Origin of the sequence: Paenibacillus jamilae, assembly GCF_050482105.1 — a bacterium.
GTDB lineage: Bacteria > Bacillota > Bacilli > Paenibacillales > Paenibacillaceae > Paenibacillus > Paenibacillus jamilae_B.
Genome location: NZ_JBCNHI010000012.1, coordinates 36,761 through 58,870 on the forward strand (window position 1 = coordinate 36,761; position 22,110 = coordinate 58,870).

The window sequence follows — 22,110 nt, forward strand, 5'->3', positions numbered from 1 at the left end:
GAGAGCATATAGGGCGCAGAGAGATGCAACTTCCATCTGCTTCCATACGGACGTAGCTTGATGTACAGGGGAATGCTCTGTCCTTTCGCGCGGAACGTTTTTTTGTCGGAAATTTCTTGGAATAAGCCGTGAGGTTCTGACAAACTTTCTCAATCGTTCCGGTTTAAGATGGGAACATCAAATTGATGAATGGGGTGCCTGACGCATGATGGAGAAATGGAACGTGGTACATTTTCCGGGGTTAAAATCTAGAAAGTCCAAATCCAAAGAGCGTACGGAAGGTTGGCCTTCCAGACTCAAGAAACGGATCGATTCACATAAAGGGGTGCAATGGGTAACTGCGCAAAGATGGATGCTGCTACTGTCAGCTATGGGAGTTCTACTGGGACGCGCCACTATTTTGGACGAGCTTTCTCCTTTTGCCCTCGCTTATTTTGCGGTCATTACATTCCTTCGGCGTGATCTGATGCTGCCTGTAGCTGTATCCGTTGTGCTAGGCAGCCTGTTAGCTCCTTATCCATCCCTATTCATGATTGGTGGTGAGCTAATCGTATTTTACCTCCTGTATCACGGACTGCGTACCTTCGATCGGTTGGAATTATCCTATGCTCCGCTTATGGTCTTCTTGTCTGTATTTATGGTCAATTTATTTAATGCTGTGATGGCTCCAGCCTTTACATGGTATGAGCTTGTCATCGTGGGGACGGATGCGGTGCTCAGTTTTATGCTAACCCTAGTATTTACACAGGCCATACCGCTATTTACGTACCGCAAGAAGGCAAGCCAGCTGAAGAACGAAGAAATTTTGTGTCTTATTATTTTATTAGCCTCTGTGATGACGGGAGCAGTAGGATGGACCGTTCAGTCACTGTCCGTCGATCATGTGCTTTCACGATATTTGGTCTTGGTGTTTGCTCTGGTGGGAGGTGCTTCGCTGGGCGCCTCGGTCGGTGTGATTACCGGTTTAATTTTAAGCTTGGCTAATATGTCTGCAATTGTGCAGATGAGTCTACTTGCTTTTGCAGGTTTGCTGGCAGGGATGCTGCGTGAAGGAAGGAAAGGTGCAGTAGCCCTTGGTATGCTGCTGGGCTCTTCCATTTTGACGATCTATTTGGATGGAACTGGAGATGTGCTGACATCCACCTGGGAGAGCAGTGCGGCGATCCTATTGTTTTTACTGACCCCAAAAAGTTTCTTTAAAGCGGTTTCCACCTATGTCCCTGGTACGCAGGACCACGCTAAGTCCCAGCATGAGTATGCCAAAAGGGTTCGTGATCTCACTGCCGAGCGTGTGACTAAATTTTCTCGTGTATTTAGCCAGCTATCTCGCAGCTTTCATCAAATATCTGCGAGTGAGGGAGCAAAACCGGACGGAGAAATCGAACACTTTATGAATGCGGTGGCAGAAGGAACATGTGCCTCTTGCTTTAAGTGCGATCAGTGCTGGGACGGCAAGTTTATGCAAACCCATCAGTATATGACGGAAATGATGAGCGCCATTGAGGATAATCCTGATTTGGAGCCGGAGCAGATGCCGCCACAATGGAGCAAGGCATGTGCCAAGACGGGCGCTGTCCTGCAGGTAATGAAGCAGCAGTATAGTCTCTACCAACATAATATGCAGTGGAAGCGCCAAGTATACGATAGTCGTCAGCTTGTTGCTGACCAGCTATCCGGTGTATCACAAATTATGGAGGATTTAGCCCGGGAAATTCAGCGGGAAGGGCAGACCATGCATCGGCAGGAGGAGCAAATCAGAGAGGCCCTTGATCGACTGGGCTTGTCCATCCAATCCATTGAGATTATTAGCCTGGATGCAGGTCAGGTTGAAATAGAGATTGTCCACGCCTATACAAGGGGATTTGATGAATGTCGGAAAATCATTGCTCCACTGCTGTCGGACATACTGGACGAGCATATTGCTGTCATGCGCGAAACGGCGGCAGATCGCCGCCAAGGCTTGGCTACCGTTATGTTCGGCTCTGCTAAAACGTATGAGATTGCTACAGGAGTAGCTAGTGCCGCCAAAGGAGGCGATTTTTTCTCAGGAGACAGCTACAGCACGATGGAGCTAGGGAATGGGACTTTTGCAGTCTCTTTAAGCGATGGTATGGGAAATGGAGAACGTGCGCAGCAAGAGAGCAGTGCAGCACTGAACATTTTGGAGGAGTTACTACAATCAGGGATGGACGAAAAGCTGGCGATCAAGTCGGTTAACTCGGTCCTGATGCTCCGATCACCTGAAGAAATGTATGCTACGGTGGATATGGCGCTGATTGATCAGTATACAGCCCGGACAACCTTTATGAAGATTGGGTCTACACCGAGCTTTATTAAAAGGGGAGAAGAGGTCATTCCTGTATCTGCCAGCAATTTACCAATTGGTATTATACAGGATATCGAGGTTGATTTGGTGTCGTTGCAGCTCCAGCCGGGGGATATTCTCATTATGATTACAGACGGTATATACGATTCACCGGGTTATGCAGTCAACAAGGAAATATGGATGAAACGCATGATTCAAGAGATTGAAAGTGAGGACCCGCAGGAACTGGCTGACTGTTTGCTAGAACGGGTTATCCGGTACCAACAAAATCAAATCTATGATGATATGACTGTCGTTGTTAGTAAAATAGATCACTTTCGCCCAGAATGGGCAACTCTCCATGTACCTGGTATGAGATGGTTGGAACGTCCACGGACGGTGAGCTAGACCGACATTGCCCGGGAAATTCCTTATTCATTTTTAAAAATCCGCATCCTTCGTTTGAATCGTTCCGGATTAGGCAAAGATAGAATCTATCGGAATAGATTAAGAGGAAGCGGAGGTCAAAAAGCGATGAAGCAAATTTTGATCATTACAGATGGATGCTCCAACGTAGGGGTCAGCCCGGTCATGGCGGCTGCCCAAGCTTTACGGGAGGGTATTACAGTGAACGTTGCCGGGGTTATAGACTATGGAACGATCGGCGAGCTTGGGAGCGCAGAGATTCAGGAAATTGCCAAAGCAGGGGGAGGCTTTAGCCAAATCGTCGGTACAAAGCAGTTGGCACAGACCATGCAAATGATGACGCGCAAAACAGTGGTTCAAACCATTCAGCAGGCGGTTAATAGAGAGTTAACGCACATTTTGGGTGAGGGTGGTGCCCGTCATATCGGCGAACTGCCTCCGGCCAAACGAGCCCAGATAGTCGAGGTAATGGATGAACTGACAGAAACAAGTCCTCTGGAAATAGCTTTGCTCATAGATGCAAGTGCAAGCATGAAGCCCAAGCTGCCTGCTGTAGAGGATAGTATCCGCGATTTAATGCTCAGCTTACAGTCCAGAAGCGGACTTAGCCGTATATCTGTATTTCATTTCCCGGGTGGACGAATGGGAGAAGATGCAGTTATGGATATCGGGTGGACCTCTGAGCTGGACCAGATCAAATCGATATTCGGACGTCTGCGAATGAAAGGAGCGACGCCGACAGGACCAGCCATTTTACAAGTGATTGATTATTACCGATATGTTACACTAGGGGAACAGAAAGATCTGGAAGAATCCTATAGCAAAGGAGAAGGGATGCTCGGTGACTACGTCGTCTGATCCCGTTCTTGCACCCGGAACGGTCATCAAGGGCAAGTGGAAGCGGAGTAGCTATGTCATCCAGCGCTTGCTGGGCCGGGGGGCGAACGGAACTGTATATTTGGTAAAAGAAGCACAGGCCGATCGGCAATTTGCTCTCAAAATGGGAAAGAACACGCTTGATTTGCAATCGGAGATTAATGTGCTGACCACATTACAGTCTCAAGGGACGCAGGCTGCCCTCCAGCGTAATGGAAATCCTTCCTTTTTGTTTGAGGTGGATGATCTAGTATTGCGCAGCGGGGAGATTCCCTTTTATGTTATGCGATATGTTAAAGGAGATCCGCTTCATAAATTTGTGGCAGCCAAAGGGTCTGAGTGGTATGGTGTGGCTGGAACCGGTATACTGAATCGTTTGGCTGATCTCCATCAGGCAGGATGGGTGTTTGGCGACCTGAAGCCCCAGAATATATTGGTCAATGCCTATGGAGAGGCTGAATTGATTGATTATGGTGGGGTGTCCCTTGCAGGTCGGAGTGTAAAACAATTTACAGAATGGTACGACAGGGGATTCTGGAATGCGGGCAGCCGGAATGCTGATCCCCAGTATGACTTGTTTGCCTTTGCTCTTCTAACGCTTCATATATTGGAGAGCGAATCGTTAAAGGCAGCTGCGAGCAGACTGCCACAGCTGCGTAATACGGCAGAATTGACAGTCATCATTCGTCGCAGCCGTGTATTACGCCCCTACGCCGAGTGGCTGCTGGGTGCAGTGCGTGGAGAATATTCCGATACTCGTGCAGCGGCCCGATCCTGGTCACGTCTGGCTTCCGCACATGTCAGGCAATCATCTGTCAAAAGAGGAAATCCACGCTGGCTAGGATATGCTTTTACGGTATCGCTTTTGCTGCTTGCCGGGGCGCTCTGGATTGCGTTAAGGTAGCAGCATGACTTACATAAGATAACAGAGGATCATCATCTTTACGGTCGGGAGAAAAGAGGGTCGTGAATGGAAACAACAAAACCGACCGGTGTTGTACAGGAAGTGCTCGCTTTGGCGCGAGAACATTCACTGTGGAGCCCCGGAGACCGCATTGTGGTTGCTGTATCCGGTGGGCCGGATTCGGTGGCCCTTTTGCACATATTACATGAAATATCCGTTATACATATGCCATTACAACTCGTCTGCGCACATGTTCATCATGGCTTTAGGCCAGAGGAATCGGATGCGGAGGCTGAAGAGGTACGTAAATTTGCCCGAAAGCTCAAGCTTCCATTTGAAATGATTCGAGTTGATGCACCCGCTTATATGAAGGAGAGCGGTAAGGGTCCACAGGAAGCAGCCCGTGAGCTGCGGTACAGTTTTTTACATGATACGGCTACAAAGTGGGAGGCACAGCATATTGCTATGGCTCACCATGGCGATGATCAAGCGGAAACAGTTCTTTTGCACTTGCTGCGTGGTAGCGGACCAGCGGGTTTGGCGGGTATGCGTTTGGCACGCAATGAAAAAAATGTGCAACTCATTCGCCCGCTGCTTCGTATGTACAAGGCTGACTTGATTGCGTATTGCAACTTTTATGGTCTTTCCTATGTGACAGACAGTACTAATTTATCATCTAAATACCGTCGTAATGCTATCCGCATGGATGTGCTTCCTTTTTTGGGGCAATATAATGAGCAACTGACACCGTCCCTGAATCGGCTGGCTGAAACGATGGCTGACGAAAATGATTTTATGGAGGCAGCTACACTGTCGGCATATGAGGAAATGGTGCGTTTTAATAATGGCAGGTACATGTTTGCCATCGCTTCATATCGTAAGCTATCCGTTGCTTTACAACGGAGGTTGATTAAACTAATATTAAATTATCTGCCTTCGGACAGTGGAAATTTTGATTTTCGTAAAATTGAGACCGTTCGACTAAGACTTCTCCAAGAGACATCCTCTACATGGAGCTTGGACTTGGGCGGCGGTGCGGTTGGAGTCCGCGAATATGACCAGGCGGTTTTATTTGACCGTACGCAAGTCGTTATGGGTGAATGGAGCTATGGACTGAGCGTATTGCCTATTTCCGGTGAGCTTGAGTTGCCTGAAGCAGGTGGTATACTCCGGTGGCGGAAAGCTTCCGATTGGGATGAACACCATCCGGCGAATGAGGAAGAAGCATGGTTCGACGCAGATGAATTGACTCTGCCGTTGACTGTACGCTCACGATTACCTGGAGATACCATGTATGTAATGGGATTAAACGGAAGAAAAAAGGTTAAAGATATTTTTATTGATGAAAAAATACCTCCTTTAATGCGTTCCGTTACACCCCTCGTCTGCGACCACTCTGGAGCTGTTCTCTGGATTCCGGGCGTACGACGTTCTGTACATGCTGCGGTGCAAAAGCACACGTCTTCGGTTATATATATGACATGGCAAAGACGAGAGAGTCCAGGGCACCGGTAATTGCGCAGGAACGGCTTTCATAGTATAAACTTAGGAGGTTTACACCGTTGCAAAATGATATTCAGGAAGTATTGATCAGTGAAGAAGAGATTCAGAGTAAAATCAAGGAATTGGGCGCACAGCTTAGCGTGAAATATGAAGGAAAAAATCCATTGGTGATTTGCGTGCTGAAGGGTGCGTTTATCTTTATGGCAGATCTGGTTAAAGCTATTACGGTGCCGTTGGAACTCGATTTCATGGCTGTGTCTAGTTATGGCGTATCCACCAAATCATCCGGCGTCGTTAAAATCATCAAAGATTTGGACGCTTCAGTAGAAGGACGCGATGTTCTGATTGTCGAAGATATTATCGACAGTGGTTTGACGCTGACACATTTGATTGAATTGCTTAAGAATCGTAATGCAAATTCGGTATGTGTCGTAACCTTGTTCGACAAGCCTGCGCGCCGGACCGTTAATCTTGAAGCTGATTATACCGGATTTACACTTCCGGATGCGTTTGTTGTCGGCTATGGTCTGGACTATGCCGAGCACTACCGGAACCTCCCATACATAGGGATTTTGAAGCCGGAAATCTACACCAGCTAATCTCAGCCTCCAGTCCTAGGACTAAATAGGGTCCTTTGTTGAGAAGGGCTTACAGGCTATGGTAAAATAACTTAAGTGTCTCGAGAGGAGGTAGGGGATGAATCGGTTCATCCGGAATTCTGGTTTTTATTTGATTCTTTTTTTAGTTGTGGTGGGTATCGTTCAGTTTGTTAGCAACAGTAACGAAGCCTCCGATCTCCCTAGATATGACCAATTACGGCAAGAGGTTAAAGCTAATAACATCTCTAAAGTAACGGTCCAATTTGACGGTTACGCCTATCTTGTAACCGGTGCATATAAGAAGCAGCCGGCTAATGCTAAATCAACCAATTTTTCCGTATACGTTCCGCCAACGGATCAAGCACTAAGTGAACTGGTGAATGCCAGTGAAGCGAACGGGTTTGAATACGTGCAGAAGAAAATGGAAGGCGAAAGCATTTGGCTGACATTTTTGACTTCTATCATTCCTTTGGTGATCATGTTCCTGTTGTTCTTCTTCCTGTTTAATCAGGCACAGGGCGGTGGCGGCAAAGTAATGAACTTCGGCAAGAGCAAAGCTCGTCTGTATAACGAAGAGAAGAAGAAAGTTACCTTCGAAGACGTAGCAGGGGCTGACGAAGAGAAGCAAGAGCTTGTGGAAGTCGTAGAATTCTTGAAGGACCCACGCAAGTTCGCAGCTGTGGGCGCTCGTATTCCAAAAGGGGTTCTGTTAGTAGGCCCTCCAGGTACGGGTAAAACACTCTTGGCGAGAGCTGTTGCAGGCGAGGCAGGAGTGCCGTTTTTCAGTATCTCAGGTTCTGATTTTGTAGAAATGTTCGTCGGGGTCGGTGCTTCCCGTGTTCGTGACTTGTTCGAGAATGCGAAGAAGAACGCACCTTGTATCATTTTCATTGATGAGATTGATGCTGTTGGACGTCAACGTGGCGCCGGATTGGGTGGCGGACATGATGAACGTGAGCAAACGCTCAACCAATTGCTCGTAGAGATGGATGGATTTGGGGCAAACGAAGGCATTATCATCGTTGCTGCTACTAACCGTCCGGATATTCTTGATCCAGCCTTGCTTCGTCCGGGACGTTTTGACCGTCAAATTACGGTTGACCGTCCAGATGTTAAAGGTCGCGAAGCGGTATTGCATGTACATGCACGCAACAAACCATTAACCAAGGATGTTAAATTGGACGTCATTGCGAAACGTACAACAGGCTTTACGGGTGCTGATCTGGAAAATCTGTTGAACGAGGCTGCCTTGCTGGCCGCTCGTCGCAACCGCAGGGATATTTCGATGCGAGAAGTAGATGAAGCAATCGACCGCGTGATCGTAGGTACTGAAAAACGCAGCCGCGTAATCAGTGACCGCGAGAAACGGATTGTTGCTTATCATGAAGCAGGTCATACAATTATTGGGTATTTCCTGGAAAATGCCGATATGGTTCACAAGGTAACCATTATTCCACGTGGACGTGCAGGCGGATATGTCATCATGCTTCCAAAAGAAGACCGTATGCTGACAACCAAGCAGGAATTGCTGGATAAAATCACTGGACTGTTGGGTGGACGTGTTTCCGAGGAACTGTTTATTGGTGAAATCGGAACAGGAGCTTATAGTGACTTCCAACAAGCGACTGGCATTGCGCGTAGCATGATCGTGGAATATGGTATGAGTGAGAAGCTCGGTCCGATGCAGTTCGGAACTTCTCAAGGTCAAGTATTCCTTGGACGTGATATCGGTCATGAGCAGAACTACAGTGATCAGATCGCTTATGAGATTGACCAGGAGATGAATCGCTTCATCACTGAATCTTATGAGCGTGCTAGAGAACTCCTGACGAAGTATTCGAAAGAGGTTCATTTGATCGCTCAAACCTTGCTGGAAGAAGAAACTCTGGAGCTTGAACAAATCAAACGTTTGATCGAGACAGGTTCTTTGGACGGCAATACGAATGAGGGAGAAGGAACACCGGAAAACGGTGAGCCTGTGATCGACAACATTGGAGATGTCCGTGTACGTATTCAAGGTAAGGATGACGAGCCTAAAAATACAACGGATCAACCAAACGATATCCCTAATCTGCAAAAACCAGAGGATGATAACAATTCAGGCAATTCCGGTGGTACTCCACCGACAACAACCTGATCATCTGGTGGATAGTTGAATAAGCATATATGTAAGCTTCGGGGAACCAGATATGGTTTCCCGGAGCTTTTTTAAATATGGAAGATTATTGTTAACGTGATTTGACAGACACAGGAACGTTGTGTACATTTATTGTTAAATAAACGGCTGTCGCCTGCTTATCTTAAAAAGGCTAACAGCCGCTGCAATCGACTTACTATCATTTTGAACATATCCGTGAGCGCATACTGTACAATCTATGGTGTGCGCTATTCTTCTGTGAAATCAGGTGAAAGGCATGATTCCAAGATATCTAGTTGATTTTGATGTAGCGGAATTGACCCAATACGAAGCCGATGTCTTAGTTATCGGCTCCGGCATTGCGGGCTTATATACGGCGATTAAGGCTGCGGAGAATCGGAAAGTGTTGCTGATTACCAAGAAAGCCTTAATGGAAAGCAACACACGTTATGCTCAAGGCGGCATTGCTGCTGTCACATCGGACGAGGATATGCCGGCTTATCATATGCAAGATACTTTGATTGCCGGAGCAGGTCTGTGTGAACCCGAGGCGGTCAGGATGCTTGTTCATGAGGGACCAGACGGTATTCAGGAGTTAATTCGAATGGGAACAGTCTTTGATCGTGTGGATGGTGAATTAGCACTGACACGAGAAGGGGCACATAGCCATCGCCGTATCTTGCATGCAAATGGAGATGCCACCGGTTATGAAATTGCGCGTGCCTTGTCGGAGCAGGTTGCTGCCCATCCTGGTATCGAGGTGCGGGAAGAGTGCATGGTCATCGACCTGCTCACTGAGCATGGTGAGTGTATTGGGGCCCTCGTCCAAATGCCAGATGGAGAAAGGTCGTATATCACTGCAAATGCAACGATTTTGTGCTCAGGAGGTAGCGGGCAATTATACCGTTATACGACCAACCCGGACATTGCGACTGGGGATGGTATTGCTATGGCATATCGTGCCGGGGCAGTTGTACGGGATATGGAATTCGTACAATTTCATCCTACGGCGTTGTGCCATCCTGACGCTCCAAGGTTTCTAATTTCTGAAGCTGTACGGGGAGAAGGGGCTGTGTTACGCAACATTCATGGAGAACGCTTCATGGATAAGTATGATTCCCGGCAGGAGCTTGCACCCAGAGATATCGTAGCTCGTGCAATCATCCATGAGATCGAAAGCACTTCGACTGCGTTTGTATACCTGGATATTACACACGAGCCGCCTGAGCGGGTAAAGCAACGTTTTCCAACGATTTATCGGACATGTCTGTCATATGGTTTGGATATGACAACAGGCTGGATTCCTATTGCTCCTGCTGCTCATTATATGATGGGTGGTGTTCAGACCAATCTATACGGGGAAAGCTCCATCAGGCGTTTATTCGCCTGTGGTGAGACTTCCTCCACAGGTGTCCACGGAGCTAATCGTCTGGCGAGCAATTCTTTATCTGAAGCTATTGTGTTCGCCAGCAGGATTATCGAGCGGCTGCACTCTTTGCCACCGCTGGTCGGCCATACTTTGATATCTTACAGCGATAATCGTGCAGAGCTTCAGGCTTCATCCGTCGTGGAACAGCGACATAAGCTGCAAGAAACGATGGTTCGTTATGCTGGAGTTCATCGGCACAGTGAAGGGCTGCAAGCAGCTTTAGAAGAGCTGCACGGTCTAGTGCCTATGTTTCAGGCTGTGATCGCCAGCCGGGAGGAGATCGAATTTGCCAATTTGCTCACCTGTGCTTTATTAGTAGCAGATGGTGCGTTGCTGCGTGAGGAGAGTCGGGGAGCGCATTATCGTGAGGACTTCCCTGAGACAGATGATCGCATGTGGCGAAAGCATGTCCAGCAGCGACGTGAGCAAGGCATAACGGAGGAGAGCGTTCATGACATCTAACAGCGAGCTTAATGGAGAGTTTAGCGGATATCAGGAAGAACTGACGGCACAGATTCGCAGCTGGCTACGGGAAGATACGGGTTCCGGTGATGTGACCACACGCTGGACGATTGCGCCCGGCCACCAATCCAAGGCTATCATTCATGCCAAGGAGAGCGGTGTGATCGCGGGCTTACCTGTGGCTGCACTTGTATTTCGAGTAGTGGACCCTTCCTTATCGTTCACTCCGTTGGCGACCGATGGCCAGTGGATTGAAGAGGGAAGCGTTTTGGCAGAAGTGAATGGGAGTACCCATGCAATTTTGACCGGGGAAAGATTGGCATTAAATTTACTCCAGCGGATGTCCGGTATTGCAACACGGACGCGGAGTTATATAGATCAATTGCAAGGACTTCCCACACGCTTGGTGGATACGCGTAAAACAACGCCAGGACATCGGCTGTTGGAGAAGTATGCTGTGCGTGTAGGTGGCGGCTCGAATCATCGTTTTGGTCTGTACGATGCTGTTATGATTAAAGATAATCATATTAAGGGCGCGGGCGGGATTGCACAGGCGGTAAGCCGAGCGCGTGAGCACATACCGCACACAATGACGATTGAAGTAGAGACGGAAAACATGACGCAAATCCAGGAGGCCCTGGAAGCTGGAGCGGATATTATTATGCTGGATAATATGTCCGTCCCAGATATGAAGGAGGCCGTTCGCTTCATTCGTGAACGAGCTCCACACGTCAAAACAGAAGCCTCAGGCAATGTATCGCTGGATACAGTGCGTGAGATGGCAGAAAGCGGCGTAGATGTGATTTCTGTAGGCAGGCTGACATACTCTTTTCACAATCTGGATATCAGTCTTGACCTTAACGCAAAGAAAGAAAGGTGACACCCATTGATTCTTGTAGTGGATGTAGGTAATACCAATATTGTTCTGGGAATGTATGAAGGGCGCGAGCTGTTGCACCACTACCGGATTAGCACCTCCCGACAGGCAACCGCAGATGAATACGGCGTACTTATACATAATCTTTTTAGTATGGGCGGCGTATTAAAGGCTGACATTCAGGGAGTTATTATTTCCTCTGTCGTTCCGCCTTTGGTCCGTGTATTAGAAGAAATGTGCGATAAATATATAGGCAAAACGCCGTTAATCGTCGGACCGGGAATCAAGACCGGTCTTAACCTGCGTTATGAGAATCCGCGTGAAGTAGGTGCGGATCGAATCGTGAACGCAGTTGCAGCTGTAGAACGATTCGGCGGGCCTCTCGTTGTGGTGGATTTTGGAACAGCGACAACGTTTGATTGTATTGATGATAAGGGGAACTACCTGGGTGGAGTCATTGTGCCAGGTATCGGCATTTCGACAGAGGCACTGTATCAACGGGCTTCCAAGCTCCCTCGTATTGAGCTGGAGAAACCTAAAAAGGTTATTGGTCGGAATACGGTCCATGCCATGCAAGCCGGGATTATTTTCGGCTATGCCGGACAGGTCGATGGTATTGTGAGGCGCATTAAGGAAGAAATGCAGGCGGAGCCTACGGTTATTGCTACCGGGGGTCTTGCAGAGCTAATCGCATCCGAGACAGAGAGCATACAGAAAGTGTTGCCGATGTTGACGCTCGAAGGATTACGCATCATTTACCAACGTAACGCCGAATAAAAAGTGGATATGAGCTGCCGCTGAGTCAAGCCGATGATCTTATCGGTTTGGATTAGCGGCGTTTTTCGTCTATACTGAAATATGTTACGTTTTTGAACAATTCGGTGATCTGTTGACGCAGGTTGTTTATATAGTGGGAAATGATGCTTCAAGAATGAGGAAATACTAACGAAAATAAGCAGCATGGCTGCCTTGGCTAATAGGGGAGGATATCAATATGGAAAATAAGCAGGATCGACTTATTCGCGGTACAGCCATGGATGGAAGGGTTAGAGCCTTTGCGGTTCGGACAACTCAATTGGTAGAGGAATTGCGGAGAAGACATGATACTTATCCTACAGCAACTGCTGCTTTGGGACGAACTCTTACAGCAGGTGCAATTATGGGTTCCATGCTCAAAGGGAAAGAAAGACTGACCATTCAAGTCAAAGGTGATGGGCCGATTGGTCAAATCGTCGTGGATGCCAATGCTGTAGGGGAAGTGCGAGGGTATGTTACTGAGCCACATGTGCATTTGCCAAGCAATAGTATGGGCAAACTGGATGTAGCGGGTGCCGTAGGTACAGAGGGATTTATTCATATCATCAAGGATTTGGGGTTAAAAGAGCCATATCGCGGTAGTATCCCGATTATTTCCGGTGAACTTGGTGAAGACTTTACCTATTATTTTGCCAAATCCGAACAGACTCCGTCAGCGGTAGGTTTGGGTGTGCTGGTAGATACGGATAACTCTGTTATTGTGGCTGGTGGATTTATTATTCAATTGCTTCCAGGTCTGAACGACGATGAGATTACTGCTATCGAAAATGCAGTCGGCTCAATTCCACCAGTTACCGCTCTGCTCGATCAAGGTCTGGAGCTTGATGAAATGCTGCGTTGGATGCTGCCAGACGTTCGAGTCCTTGATGAAATGGATATCCAATTTCAATGTGAGTGTTCACGCGAGCGTGTAGAAAAAACATTGATCAGTCTGGGAGAAAGTGAACTAAAGCAATTAATTGAAGAAGAGGGACAGGCTGAGGTTGTATGTCACTTTTGTAATGAGGCTTATCAGTTTAATAAGGATGAATTGCAAAATCTGTTAGATCAAGCCAAGGCCTAACCGGATAGGCGGTGTAAGCGATGACTACACGGGAAAAGGGATTATGGACAGCTGTCATTATTCTGACCGTTAGCGTCGCCGCCTTGGGTGGTCTTATCATGCTTCGGGGGCTGTTAAAGCCGGGTGATGTAAGCAAGGATGACGGCGATCATACTGTGGCGGAGATGGGTCAGGAAGGCATTTCGGAGGAACAGTGGGTAGCGGAACTGAAAAAGCGATATGGAACGAATACGCTGTTGCAAATGTTGAATCGTAAAGCCGTGCAGGCTGAAACCAAGCGTCTCGGTATTAAGGTCACCCAAGAGGATTTACAGCAGGTACTGGAGCAGGATAGTAAAGGGTACGACTCAGAACACGCCTACTTTGAGGAAATGAAGCGGCAGTTTGGCTTGGACCCGGTTGACTTGCGGAATGAAGCGGAGTATCGGATTGGCCTGGAGAAAATAGCCACCCAAGGTATTCAGGTTGAAGAAACGCAGATTGACGAGTATTGGGGACAGCACCCTGAGGAATTTGCCGTTGGTAAGCAGATCAAACTGGCAGCTATTTATGTAGCTACAGCAGAGGGAGCAGAGACGTTGCTGGATCGGGTCAAGCAAGGAGAAAGCTTCGACACGCTTCTTCGGGAGCATTCAGGCCCAGGCAGCCCTCTCGGCGGAGATCACAGCGGACAGCAGGGATGGCTGGATGAATATGATCCATTTCAACCGGAGGCGATCATGAAGGCAGCGAGAGAACTAAGCTCCGGGGATGTTGCAGGTCCAATCTCTGTTAACGATGGCTATGCAGTCATTTATGTTCAGGATGTCAGGCTAAAGAATTCCCCGAATAAGCAGCAGATTCGTCAGCAAATCCGCCGGTCGCTTGCCTTGGCACAAGCTGCTCCTTTGGAAGAGATTGAGAAGAGCCTGCGTGATAAATATGGAGCGCGTATTTTATCTGAGAAAGAGGTACCTTCCGCTTCTCTATAACATCGCAAAAGAATCTTGCTTTGAAGAAGACACGATGCGGATAACGCGGGTAAACAGCATTGTAGCTTATTTACTCGTATTGACATTGGAATTGAAGATTGTTATGATTAGCGTATAAAACCAACTATTTTTATCGGAAATTAAATGGACGGCATAAAACGAAAAATGATTTACCTAGAATCATCTACAATATGTTTTCGCAATTTTTAATATATCATCTACAGTCAGGGAGGAATTATCATGGCTAAAGTTGTTAATAACATCACCGACCTTATCGGGGAGACTCCCCTCGTTCGCCTCAACCGGATCGTACCGGAGGATAGCGCCGAAATTTATCTGAAACTGGAATATCAGAACCCAGGCTCCAGTGTAAAAGACCGTATTGCAATTAGTATGGTGGAAGAAGCTGAGCGTGAAGGATTGCTTAAACCAGGTGGTACCATTATTGAAGCAACTAGCGGTAACACAGGAATCGGCTTGGCAATGGTGGCTGCTGCGAAGGGGTATAAAGCAGTAATTGTTATGCCAGAAACGATGAGTATAGAGCGTCGTAATTTGCTGCGTGCTTACGGAGCCGAGCTTGTGCTAACACCTGGCTCAGAGGGCATGAATGGATCTGTTAAGAAAATGGAAGAGCTATTGAGCGAAAACCCGGATTATTTCGCTGCCGAGCAGTTCAAGAACAAAGCCAATATCAAAATTCATCGTGAAACGACGGGGCCTGAGATCGTAGAAGCGATTCGTTCCATTGGCGGCACATTGGATGCTTTTGTAGCAGGTATAGGTACTGGTGGAACCATTTCTGGTGCCGGCGAAGTGCTTAAAAAAGAATTCCCTGGTATTAAAATCGTGGCTGTAGAGCCCGCTTCTTCCCCATTGCTAGCAGGCGGCAAGCCAGGACCTCACAAAATTCAAGGGCTGGGTGCCAACTTTATTCCTGAAATTTTAAACCGCGATATCTATGATGAAATTTTTCATGTAGAAAACGATGAAGCTTTCGAGGTAGCGCGTAGAGTGGCTAAGGAAGAGGGAATTTTGTCCGGTATTTCATCTGGCGCGGCTGTTCATGCGGCCTTGAAGCTTGCTAAGCAATTAGGCAAGGGTAAACGGATTGTTGTCATTATTCCAAGTAATGGTGAACGTTACCTGAGTACACCACTATACAATTTCGAGCTGTAATGATGTCGTAATTGTGTATACTATACGTAAGGAAGCCCTCATTCCCTGTAACCGGGGGATGAGGGTTTCTTTGTAAGAAGAAAAATGCAGACTTTTGGCAAAGTAAAGAAAGGGGCAGCACACACAGATGAAATGGACAGCTAGAGTGACGGAGGCGCAGTGGCTGACCTGGCAGGAGGAAGGCTGGAGTATACTTCCCTATATTGCTGAGTATCCATTGCCCGTTAGCGGGTTACCGTCGTCGTGGCGGAAGGCTTGGGAGGATTCGTCGCCATATGCCTTCTTATTGGAGAGCGCTAAGGGCGGGAGGTATACCTATCTGTCCTTGAACCCGGTTGCTATATTGGAAGGCAAGGGGGAACATGCCGTTTGGACTGATTTGCAAACCGGGGAGCATGGTGATGTACATGGACAACCTTTGACAGTCATGAACGATTGGATCGCCCCTTACCAAGCGCCGCGTGTACCTGGCATGCCTTTTTTCACTGGGGGATTTGCGGGCTATCTGGGCTACGATGTAGCCCGCTCGTTGGAGCGTTTGCCAACTCAAGCTGCAGACGATACCGATATACCTGATTATGTATGGATGCGGGTAAATGAGCTATGGATTTATGATCACGAAGCCTCGTGCCTATATTGTGCTGTTCATATGCCTAATCCCGCCCGCTCTAGTAACCTCAGCAGTCAGACCGATTTGGCGAATGAGGTTATGGTGGATGAGACTACACCTATACTTGGCCAGCTTTATGAGGAAGCGGTCCAACGTGCAGAACGCATGTTGACTCAGTGGAAGAACATTATACATGCGGGAGAGACTGATCCAGCTTACCCTCATCGTTGTGCTCGGCTGTCCGAAGAAGGTTTAGGGGCTGTTCATCAAGAATCTGACGGCTGGAAAGCAGCATTTAGCCAACAAGATTTTGAACATGCTGTGAAACGTGTGCAGGAATACATTGCTCGAGGGGATGTATTTCAGGTGAACTTGTCGATTCGTCAGCAACGTACGCTTGCAGCCCTTCCTGAGAATATATATGAATGGCTTCGTCTGCTGAATCCTTCCCCTTATATGGGGATGCTGCGCATACCAGATTTGCGGATCGTCAGTGGCTCACCGGAACTGCTGGTGAAGCTGGAGGATGGACGTGTGAGCGCCCGCCCTATTGCAGGTACTAGAAGAAGGGGACTAACCCCTGATGAAGACGCTGCTATGGCTGCAGAGCTTCTATCAAGTGGAAAAGAACGGGCCGAGCATATTATGCTCGTCGATCTGGAGCGCAACGATATCGGACGGATTGCTGAATATGGATCGGTGCATGTCCCTGAATTGCTGACTGTCGAATATTATTCGCACGTTATGCATTTGGTTTCTCAGGTTGAGGGGAAATTAGCCTCGGGTCGTACAGCTATAGACGTAATAGCTGCTACCTTTCCGGGCGGAACCATTACCGGGGCCCCTAAGGTGCGCACCATGGAAATTATTGAAGAATTAGAGCCCGTTCGTCGGGGTCCTTATACAGGGTCCCTTGGATGGATTGACTATAATGGTAATATGGAATTAAATATTATAATAAGAACACTAGCTGTTAAGGGGAACACTGCCTATTTACAGACAGGTGCGGGTATCGTCATTGATTCAGACCCGTACAGGGAATATCGGGAGTGTCGGAACAAGGCCAGAGCTGTCATGAAGGCAGTACAATGTGGAGAAGAAGAAGCCGCTTTGAGCAGGAGCGGTATCACAGGAGGGTGAGTCTAATGATTTTGGTGATTGATAATTATGATTCATTTACGTACAATCTTGTTCAATATCTGGGTGAACTTGGCGAAGAAGTAACCGTAAAACGGAATGATGAGATTGATGTGAAAGGCATAGAAGAACTGGCACCAGAACACATTTTGATCTCGCCAGGTCCATGCACGCCGAATGAGGCGGGGATTTCGCTGGATGTAATCAACCATTTTAAAGGCCGGATTCCGATTTTTGGCGTGTGTCTCGGTCACCAGGCTATCGGACAGGCTTTTGGCGGGAAGGTTATCCGCGCTGATCGGCTTATGCATGGCAAAACATCACCAATTCTCCATCATAATACCTCGGTATTTGAAGGCCTGCCTTCACCGTTCACAGCCACCCGGTATCATTCGCTGCTGGTAGAGCGCGAGAGCCTGCCTGAATGTCTAGAGATTACTGCTGAAACCGCAGAGGGTGAAATTATGGGTTTGCGGCATAAAGAATTTGCCGTAGAAGGAGTTCAGTTTCATCCCGAATCCATTATTACGGACTACGGGCATCAACTGTTGCGCAATTTCCTAAAACGCAAGGTAGGCGTCTGATTTATGAAATATATCGGAGTCAATGGCGTCCTCACGGAAGCCGCAAAAGCCGTGGTTCACGTAAGTGATCACGGCTTTTTATACGGAATGGGCTTGTTTGAAACATTCCGCACCTATAGAGGTGTTCCCTTCCTGCTGGATCGGCATCTGCATCGACTGAAGGAAGGCTGCCGCATGCTCGGCATTCCTTTTCAACCGAATGAGCAGCAGCTTACAAAATACATCCAGCATCTGATGGCGGCAAATGGGCTGGATGAAGCCTATATCCGCTACACCGTATCAGCGGGTGAAGAGGCACTGGGTTTGCCATCCGGTGACTACACGCGGCCCAACCATATTTTGTTCGCCAAGCCACTGCCTTCTACCAATATACAAACAAGGCGATCCTCAGTGCCGACGGCGCTTCAGTTGCTGCGAACCCCTAGAAACACTCCGGAGGGTGAGGTTCGGTTAAAATCGCTCCATTATATGAATAATATTCTTGCGAAGCGGGAACTTCAGCAGTATGCCGAGGCTATCCGTTATAAGGCCGAAGGAATAATGCTTACGGCTAACGGTTTTCTGGCAGAGGGAATCGTTAGTAATCTGTTTTTTGTGCGAAACAATACGCTGTATACCCCTGACTTATCTACTGGAATTTTGCCAGGCATTACACGTGAATTCGTTTTAGAGCTGGCGAACCTGCGAGGCATTCCATGTGAACAAGGGCTATACCGCTGGGACGAGCTGAAACAGGCTGATGAAATTTTTATGACCAACTCTATACAAGAAATACGACCCGTGGACTTGTTGTTGGAGCCGGGAGGAGTAGCGAGCCATATAGCAGATCCTTTGGCACAGTCCGAGTCCATAACAGCTTTGCTGTTGCACGATTATAGGCAGAAAGCAGGGATGAAATGAATATACCAACTCTTTATGAACGCAGCTATCAAATGGGGGATGCCAAGCTCACACTTGGACATGCTACCCAAATTATGGGCATACTTAACGTAACCCCAGATTCATTTTCCGATGGAGGATTACATTATAATCCAGAGATTGCTGTTTTACATGCATTAAAACTAGTAGAGGATGGAGCAAATATTATTGACATTGGCGGGGAGTCTACCCGTCCCGGTCATGAACCAGTAGGTGTGGAAGAAGAACTGGCTCGGGTCATTCCAGTCGTCGAGGCGATTCATCGTATTGCACCGCACATCCCATTATCTGTGGATACTTACAAAGCCGAAGTAGCCAGGCAGGCGCTTGAGGCAGGTGCACATATCATTAATGATGTGTGGGGGTTTAAGGCAGATCCCGATATGGCACGTGTAGCCTCAGAATACGATTGTCCGGTCATTTTGATGCATAATCGTCACGACCGTAACTATAGCGATTTGGTTTCTGATATGCTGTCCGATTTAAAGGAGAGTATCCAATTAGCACTGGACGCAGGAGTACGTAAGGAACAGATTATTTTAGACCCCGGCATTGGTTTTGCTAAGGATTACGATGAAAATATTCATGCCATGACTTCTCTCGATACATTGAGTCAGCTAGGATTCCCGCTGTTGTTGGCTACGTCGCGTAAAAGATTTATCCGTACAGCACTGGATTTACCTGTGAATGATGTGGTGGAGGGAACTGCTGCTACTGTGGCCTTTGGCATTGCTCAAGGGTGCCAGATTGTACGAGTGCACGATGTGGCACAGATCAAGCGCACCGTGCGTATGTGTGATGCGATGGTGTACGGGGCTAAAAATCCACTGAGTTATGGCGGTTAGAAGGCGCTTCACGAATCCTTTGATTCTACGATTGCTGTTGCAATGGGATTCTTTGAACTGCTAAGACTAAGTCACTGTATTTTTAGGGAGCTATTATTGTGTAAGTAATCAGAAGAATAGATGAAGTCGAATGAGAACAAAGTGGCGGAATGGTGCTGTACAAGCGAAGCGGTGGCGATGGGAAGCACCATCTGACTGCGCAGTGGCACGATATAGAACTTTTAAGTGGAGCTTATATAGATAAAATCAAAAAAAGGGGACTTACCTAAGATGGATAAAATGAAATTGCATCGCATGGAGTATTACGGATATCACGGCGTTTTTCCAGAGGAGCGCAAGCTGGGGCAGCGTTATTATATTGACTTGGAACTGGAGCTTGATCTGCGTGAAGCAGGAGAGCAGGATGCTTTGGACAAAACGGTTAACTATGCTGAGGTGCATTATACCGTGAAAGATATCGTAGAAAAGGAATCTTACCAATTGATTGAAGCTTTGGGCGAACGTATTGCATCTTCCCTACTGGACACTTATACTAGTGTCAATGCACTGACTGTCAAAGTGACGAAGCCACATCCGCCGTTTGATATTCATTTTCAGGATGTGACGGTTGAGCTTTATCGCGCAAGAAAGTAGGAACGACACATGAATGCACATTCGACCTCTGAGGGATCAGAGGCTTATATTGCTTTAGGGGCTAATTTGGGGGAGCGTGAGCATACCCTGCATGAAGCCATTACCGCACTGGACGAACATCCGGAGATACGAGTGCTGCGCTGCTCCAGTCTGTATGAAACAGAGCCTGTTGGATATCTGGATCAGCCTTCTTTTTTGAACATGACGGTAGCCGTATCGACAGCACTTGCTCCAGAGGAGCTGTTGTTTTATATGCTGGAGGTGGAGAGTCGTCTGGGGAGGGTAAGACATATTCCTAACGGTCCACGAACCATTGACCTGGACTTGTTGTGGATGGAAGCGGCACAATTGGCTACGCCGGATTTGGAGCTTCCTCATCCTCGTATGCTGGAGCGTGCTTTTGTGCTGGTTCCCTTGGCTGACATTGTCCCGAACCAGGATTCGTCCGGTCTATACAGTATCGTGCATACTGCATTGAATTCTGTGGATGGAAAGGACGGCATACAGCTTTGGAAAACTTGCAGCTGGCGCAACGACTCCGCGCCTTTCGGAAGCTAAAAGGATTTACCCAGCAGGAGTTGGCAGAACGAACGGGCATATCTTTGACTGTATTAGGTGCTGTGGAGCGAGGTAATCGTACAGTAGACCCAGACATGCTGAACATTATTGCCCAAACGCTAGAAATTGAAGTCCGGGAATTGACGGATTAACGATAAGTATATGATATAAAAGAAGGAATAAAGGGGTGAACAGATATGTTGAAAATCGGCGACATTGAAATGAAAAACCAAGTCGTCCTGGCACCCATGGCAGGCGTGTGCAACCCTGCTTTTCGCTTGATCGCCAAGGAATTCGGTACAGGCTTGGTATGTGCAGAGATGGTTAGTGATAAGGCCATTATTCACGGCAACAAGCGTACACGTGAGATGCTGTTTGTAGATGAGCGCGAGAAGCCGCTTAGCTTGCAAATTTTCGGAGGCGACCGCAAATCTTTGGTAGAAGCAGCGAAAGTCGTAGACCAGGAGACGAATGCAGATATTATTGACATTAATATGGGCTGCCCAGTTCCCAAAGTGACCAAATGTGATGCAGGTGCTCGGTGGCTGCTTGATCCAAACAAGATTTATGAGATGGTATCGGCAGTAGTGGAATCCGTGAGCAAGCCGGTTACCGTGAAAATGCGTATCGGTTGGGATAGCGAGCATATTTACGCTGTAGAGAACGCTCGCGCTGTTGAACGTGCTGGAGGTCAGGCCGTCAGCGTACATGGCCGTACACGGGAGCAACTGTATACGGGGCACGCGAATTGGGATATTATAAAAGAGGTTAAAGAAGCAGTATCCATTCCTGTAATTGGAAATGGCGATGTATTAACACCGGAAGATGCTCGCCGGATGCTGGATTTGACCAATTGTGACGGTGTTATGATTGGACGTGGCGCCCTAGGAAATCCATGGATGCTGTACCGTACGATTGAGTATTTACAGACAGGCAAGCTGTTGCCTGATCCATCACCGGAAGAAAAAATCCGTATTGCCATTCTGCATATGGACCGTCTGGTGGCGCTGAAGGGCGAAGCAGTAGCTGTTCGTGAAATGCGCAAGCATCTGGCTTGGTACCTCAAGGGGATTAAAGGTTCTGCACGTATTAAGGATGTAATTATGGAAGAAACCAAGCGCGACGATATGGTACGCATTTTGGATCAATTTGTATCTCAATTGCACATGGTGGATAACGAAGAGCTTTCTACAGGTGCTGCTTCTCTTGCTACTGTTGCGCAATAAGGAAGCTGTTCCGGCTTGTGCACGCGATTGACTTTTCCAATTGCTTGCCCTA

Annotated in this window: 20 protein-coding genes; all 20 read left to right on the plus strand. The window is 47.7% G+C overall.

Annotated features, from left to right (window positions below; genetic code table 11):
- Positions 1-205 precede the first annotated feature (205 nt).
- The 20 genes from spoIIE to dusB all read left to right on the plus strand — a co-directional run bounded on the left by spoIIE (position 206) and on the right by dusB (position 22,058).
- Positions 206-2,713, plus strand: a complete 2,508-nt coding sequence (spoIIE, locus tag ABEW32_RS10070) for a stage II sporulation protein E (RefSeq protein WP_430187131.1) — start codon at positions 206-208, stop codon at positions 2,711-2,713.
- 126 nt (positions 2,714-2,839) lie between these two features.
- The gene (locus ABEW32_RS10075; protein WP_430187134.1) at positions 2,840-3,589 is read left to right on the plus strand and encodes a vWA domain-containing protein; all 750 of its coding nucleotides are present in this window, start codon (positions 2,840-2,842) and stop codon (positions 3,587-3,589) included.
- Positions 3,573-4,511: a protein kinase domain-containing protein gene (locus ABEW32_RS10080; RefSeq protein ID WP_430187136.1), complete on the plus strand. Its 939-nt coding sequence runs from the start codon at positions 3,573-3,575 to the stop codon at positions 4,509-4,511. The genes ABEW32_RS10075 and ABEW32_RS10080 overlap by 17 nt, the downstream gene beginning before the upstream one ends.
- A gap of 66 nt (positions 4,512-4,577) precedes the next feature.
- The gene (gene tilS, locus ABEW32_RS10085) at positions 4,578-6,026 is read left to right on the plus strand and encodes a tRNA lysidine(34) synthetase TilS (RefSeq protein ID WP_430187139.1); all 1,449 of its coding nucleotides are present in this window, start codon (positions 4,578-4,580) and stop codon (positions 6,024-6,026) included.
- 47 nt (positions 6,027-6,073) lie between these two features.
- A complete protein-coding gene (gene hpt / locus ABEW32_RS10090; RefSeq protein WP_430187142.1) occupies positions 6,074-6,613 on the plus strand; it encodes a hypoxanthine phosphoribosyltransferase in 540 nt (179 codons plus the stop codon).
- A gap of 97 nt (positions 6,614-6,710) precedes the next feature.
- A complete protein-coding gene (gene ftsH, locus ABEW32_RS10095) occupies positions 6,711-8,750 on the plus strand; it encodes an ATP-dependent zinc metalloprotease FtsH (RefSeq protein WP_430187145.1) in 2,040 nt (679 codons plus the stop codon).
- 277 nt (positions 8,751-9,027) lie between these two features.
- Positions 9,028-10,641, plus strand: a complete 1,614-nt coding sequence (gene nadB / locus ABEW32_RS10100) for an L-aspartate oxidase (protein WP_430187148.1) — start codon at positions 9,028-9,030, stop codon at positions 10,639-10,641.
- A complete protein-coding gene (gene nadC / locus ABEW32_RS10105; protein WP_430187151.1) occupies positions 10,631-11,521 on the plus strand; it encodes a carboxylating nicotinate-nucleotide diphosphorylase in 891 nt (296 codons plus the stop codon). The genes nadB and nadC overlap by 11 nt, the downstream gene beginning before the upstream one ends.
- Positions 11,522-11,527: 6 nt before the next feature.
- Positions 11,528-12,295, plus strand: coding sequence for a type III pantothenate kinase (locus ABEW32_RS10110; RefSeq protein WP_430187154.1), 768 nt, complete (start codon positions 11,528-11,530; stop codon positions 12,293-12,295).
- 217 nt (positions 12,296-12,512) lie between these two features.
- Complete coding sequence (hslO, locus tag ABEW32_RS10115) at positions 12,513-13,397, plus strand: Hsp33 family molecular chaperone HslO (RefSeq protein ID WP_430187157.1); 885 nt, start codon at positions 12,513-12,515, stop codon at positions 13,395-13,397.
- A 20-nt stretch (positions 13,398-13,417) separates the two neighbouring features.
- Positions 13,418-14,368: a peptidylprolyl isomerase gene (locus ABEW32_RS10120; protein WP_430187160.1), complete on the plus strand. Its 951-nt coding sequence runs from the start codon at positions 13,418-13,420 to the stop codon at positions 14,366-14,368.
- A gap of 240 nt (positions 14,369-14,608) precedes the next feature.
- Positions 14,609-15,547, plus strand: a complete 939-nt coding sequence (gene cysK / locus ABEW32_RS10125) for a cysteine synthase A (RefSeq protein ID WP_430187162.1) — start codon at positions 14,609-14,611, stop codon at positions 15,545-15,547.
- A 127-nt stretch (positions 15,548-15,674) separates the two neighbouring features.
- Positions 15,675-17,297, plus strand: coding sequence for an anthranilate synthase component I family protein (locus ABEW32_RS10130; protein ID WP_430187164.1), 1,623 nt, complete (start codon positions 15,675-15,677; stop codon positions 17,295-17,297).
- 5 nt (positions 17,298-17,302) lie between these two features.
- On the plus strand, positions 17,303-17,878 hold the full coding sequence (gene pabA, locus ABEW32_RS10135; protein ID WP_063208392.1) for an aminodeoxychorismate/anthranilate synthase component II: 576 nt from the start codon (positions 17,303-17,305) through the stop codon (positions 17,876-17,878).
- A gap of 3 nt (positions 17,879-17,881) precedes the next feature.
- Positions 17,882-18,778 (plus strand): aminotransferase class IV, encoded by an 897-nt coding sequence (locus tag ABEW32_RS10140; RefSeq protein ID WP_430187166.1) that lies wholly within the window; start codon positions 17,882-17,884, stop codon positions 18,776-18,778.
- Positions 18,775-19,641, plus strand: a complete 867-nt coding sequence (gene folP, locus ABEW32_RS10145; protein WP_430187169.1) for a dihydropteroate synthase — start codon at positions 18,775-18,777, stop codon at positions 19,639-19,641. Before ABEW32_RS10140 ends, folP begins: the two co-directional genes overlap by 4 nt.
- A 270-nt stretch (positions 19,642-19,911) precedes the next feature.
- On the plus strand, positions 19,912-20,274 hold the full coding sequence (gene folB, locus ABEW32_RS10150; RefSeq protein ID WP_430187171.1) for a dihydroneopterin aldolase: 363 nt from the start codon (positions 19,912-19,914) through the stop codon (positions 20,272-20,274).
- Between the two features lie 9 nt (positions 20,275-20,283).
- On the plus strand, positions 20,284-20,832 hold the full coding sequence (gene folK, locus ABEW32_RS10155; protein WP_430187174.1) for a 2-amino-4-hydroxy-6-hydroxymethyldihydropteridine diphosphokinase: 549 nt from the start codon (positions 20,284-20,286) through the stop codon (positions 20,830-20,832).
- On the plus strand, positions 20,784-20,984 hold the full coding sequence (locus tag ABEW32_RS10160; protein WP_430187176.1) for a helix-turn-helix domain-containing protein: 201 nt from the start codon (positions 20,784-20,786) through the stop codon (positions 20,982-20,984). The genes folK and ABEW32_RS10160 overlap by 49 nt, the downstream gene beginning before the upstream one ends.
- Positions 20,985-21,029: 45 nt before the next feature.
- Positions 21,030-22,058: a tRNA dihydrouridine synthase DusB gene (gene dusB, locus ABEW32_RS10165; protein ID WP_430187180.1), complete on the plus strand. Its 1,029-nt coding sequence runs from the start codon at positions 21,030-21,032 to the stop codon at positions 22,056-22,058.
- Positions 22,059-22,110 lie beyond the last annotated feature (52 nt).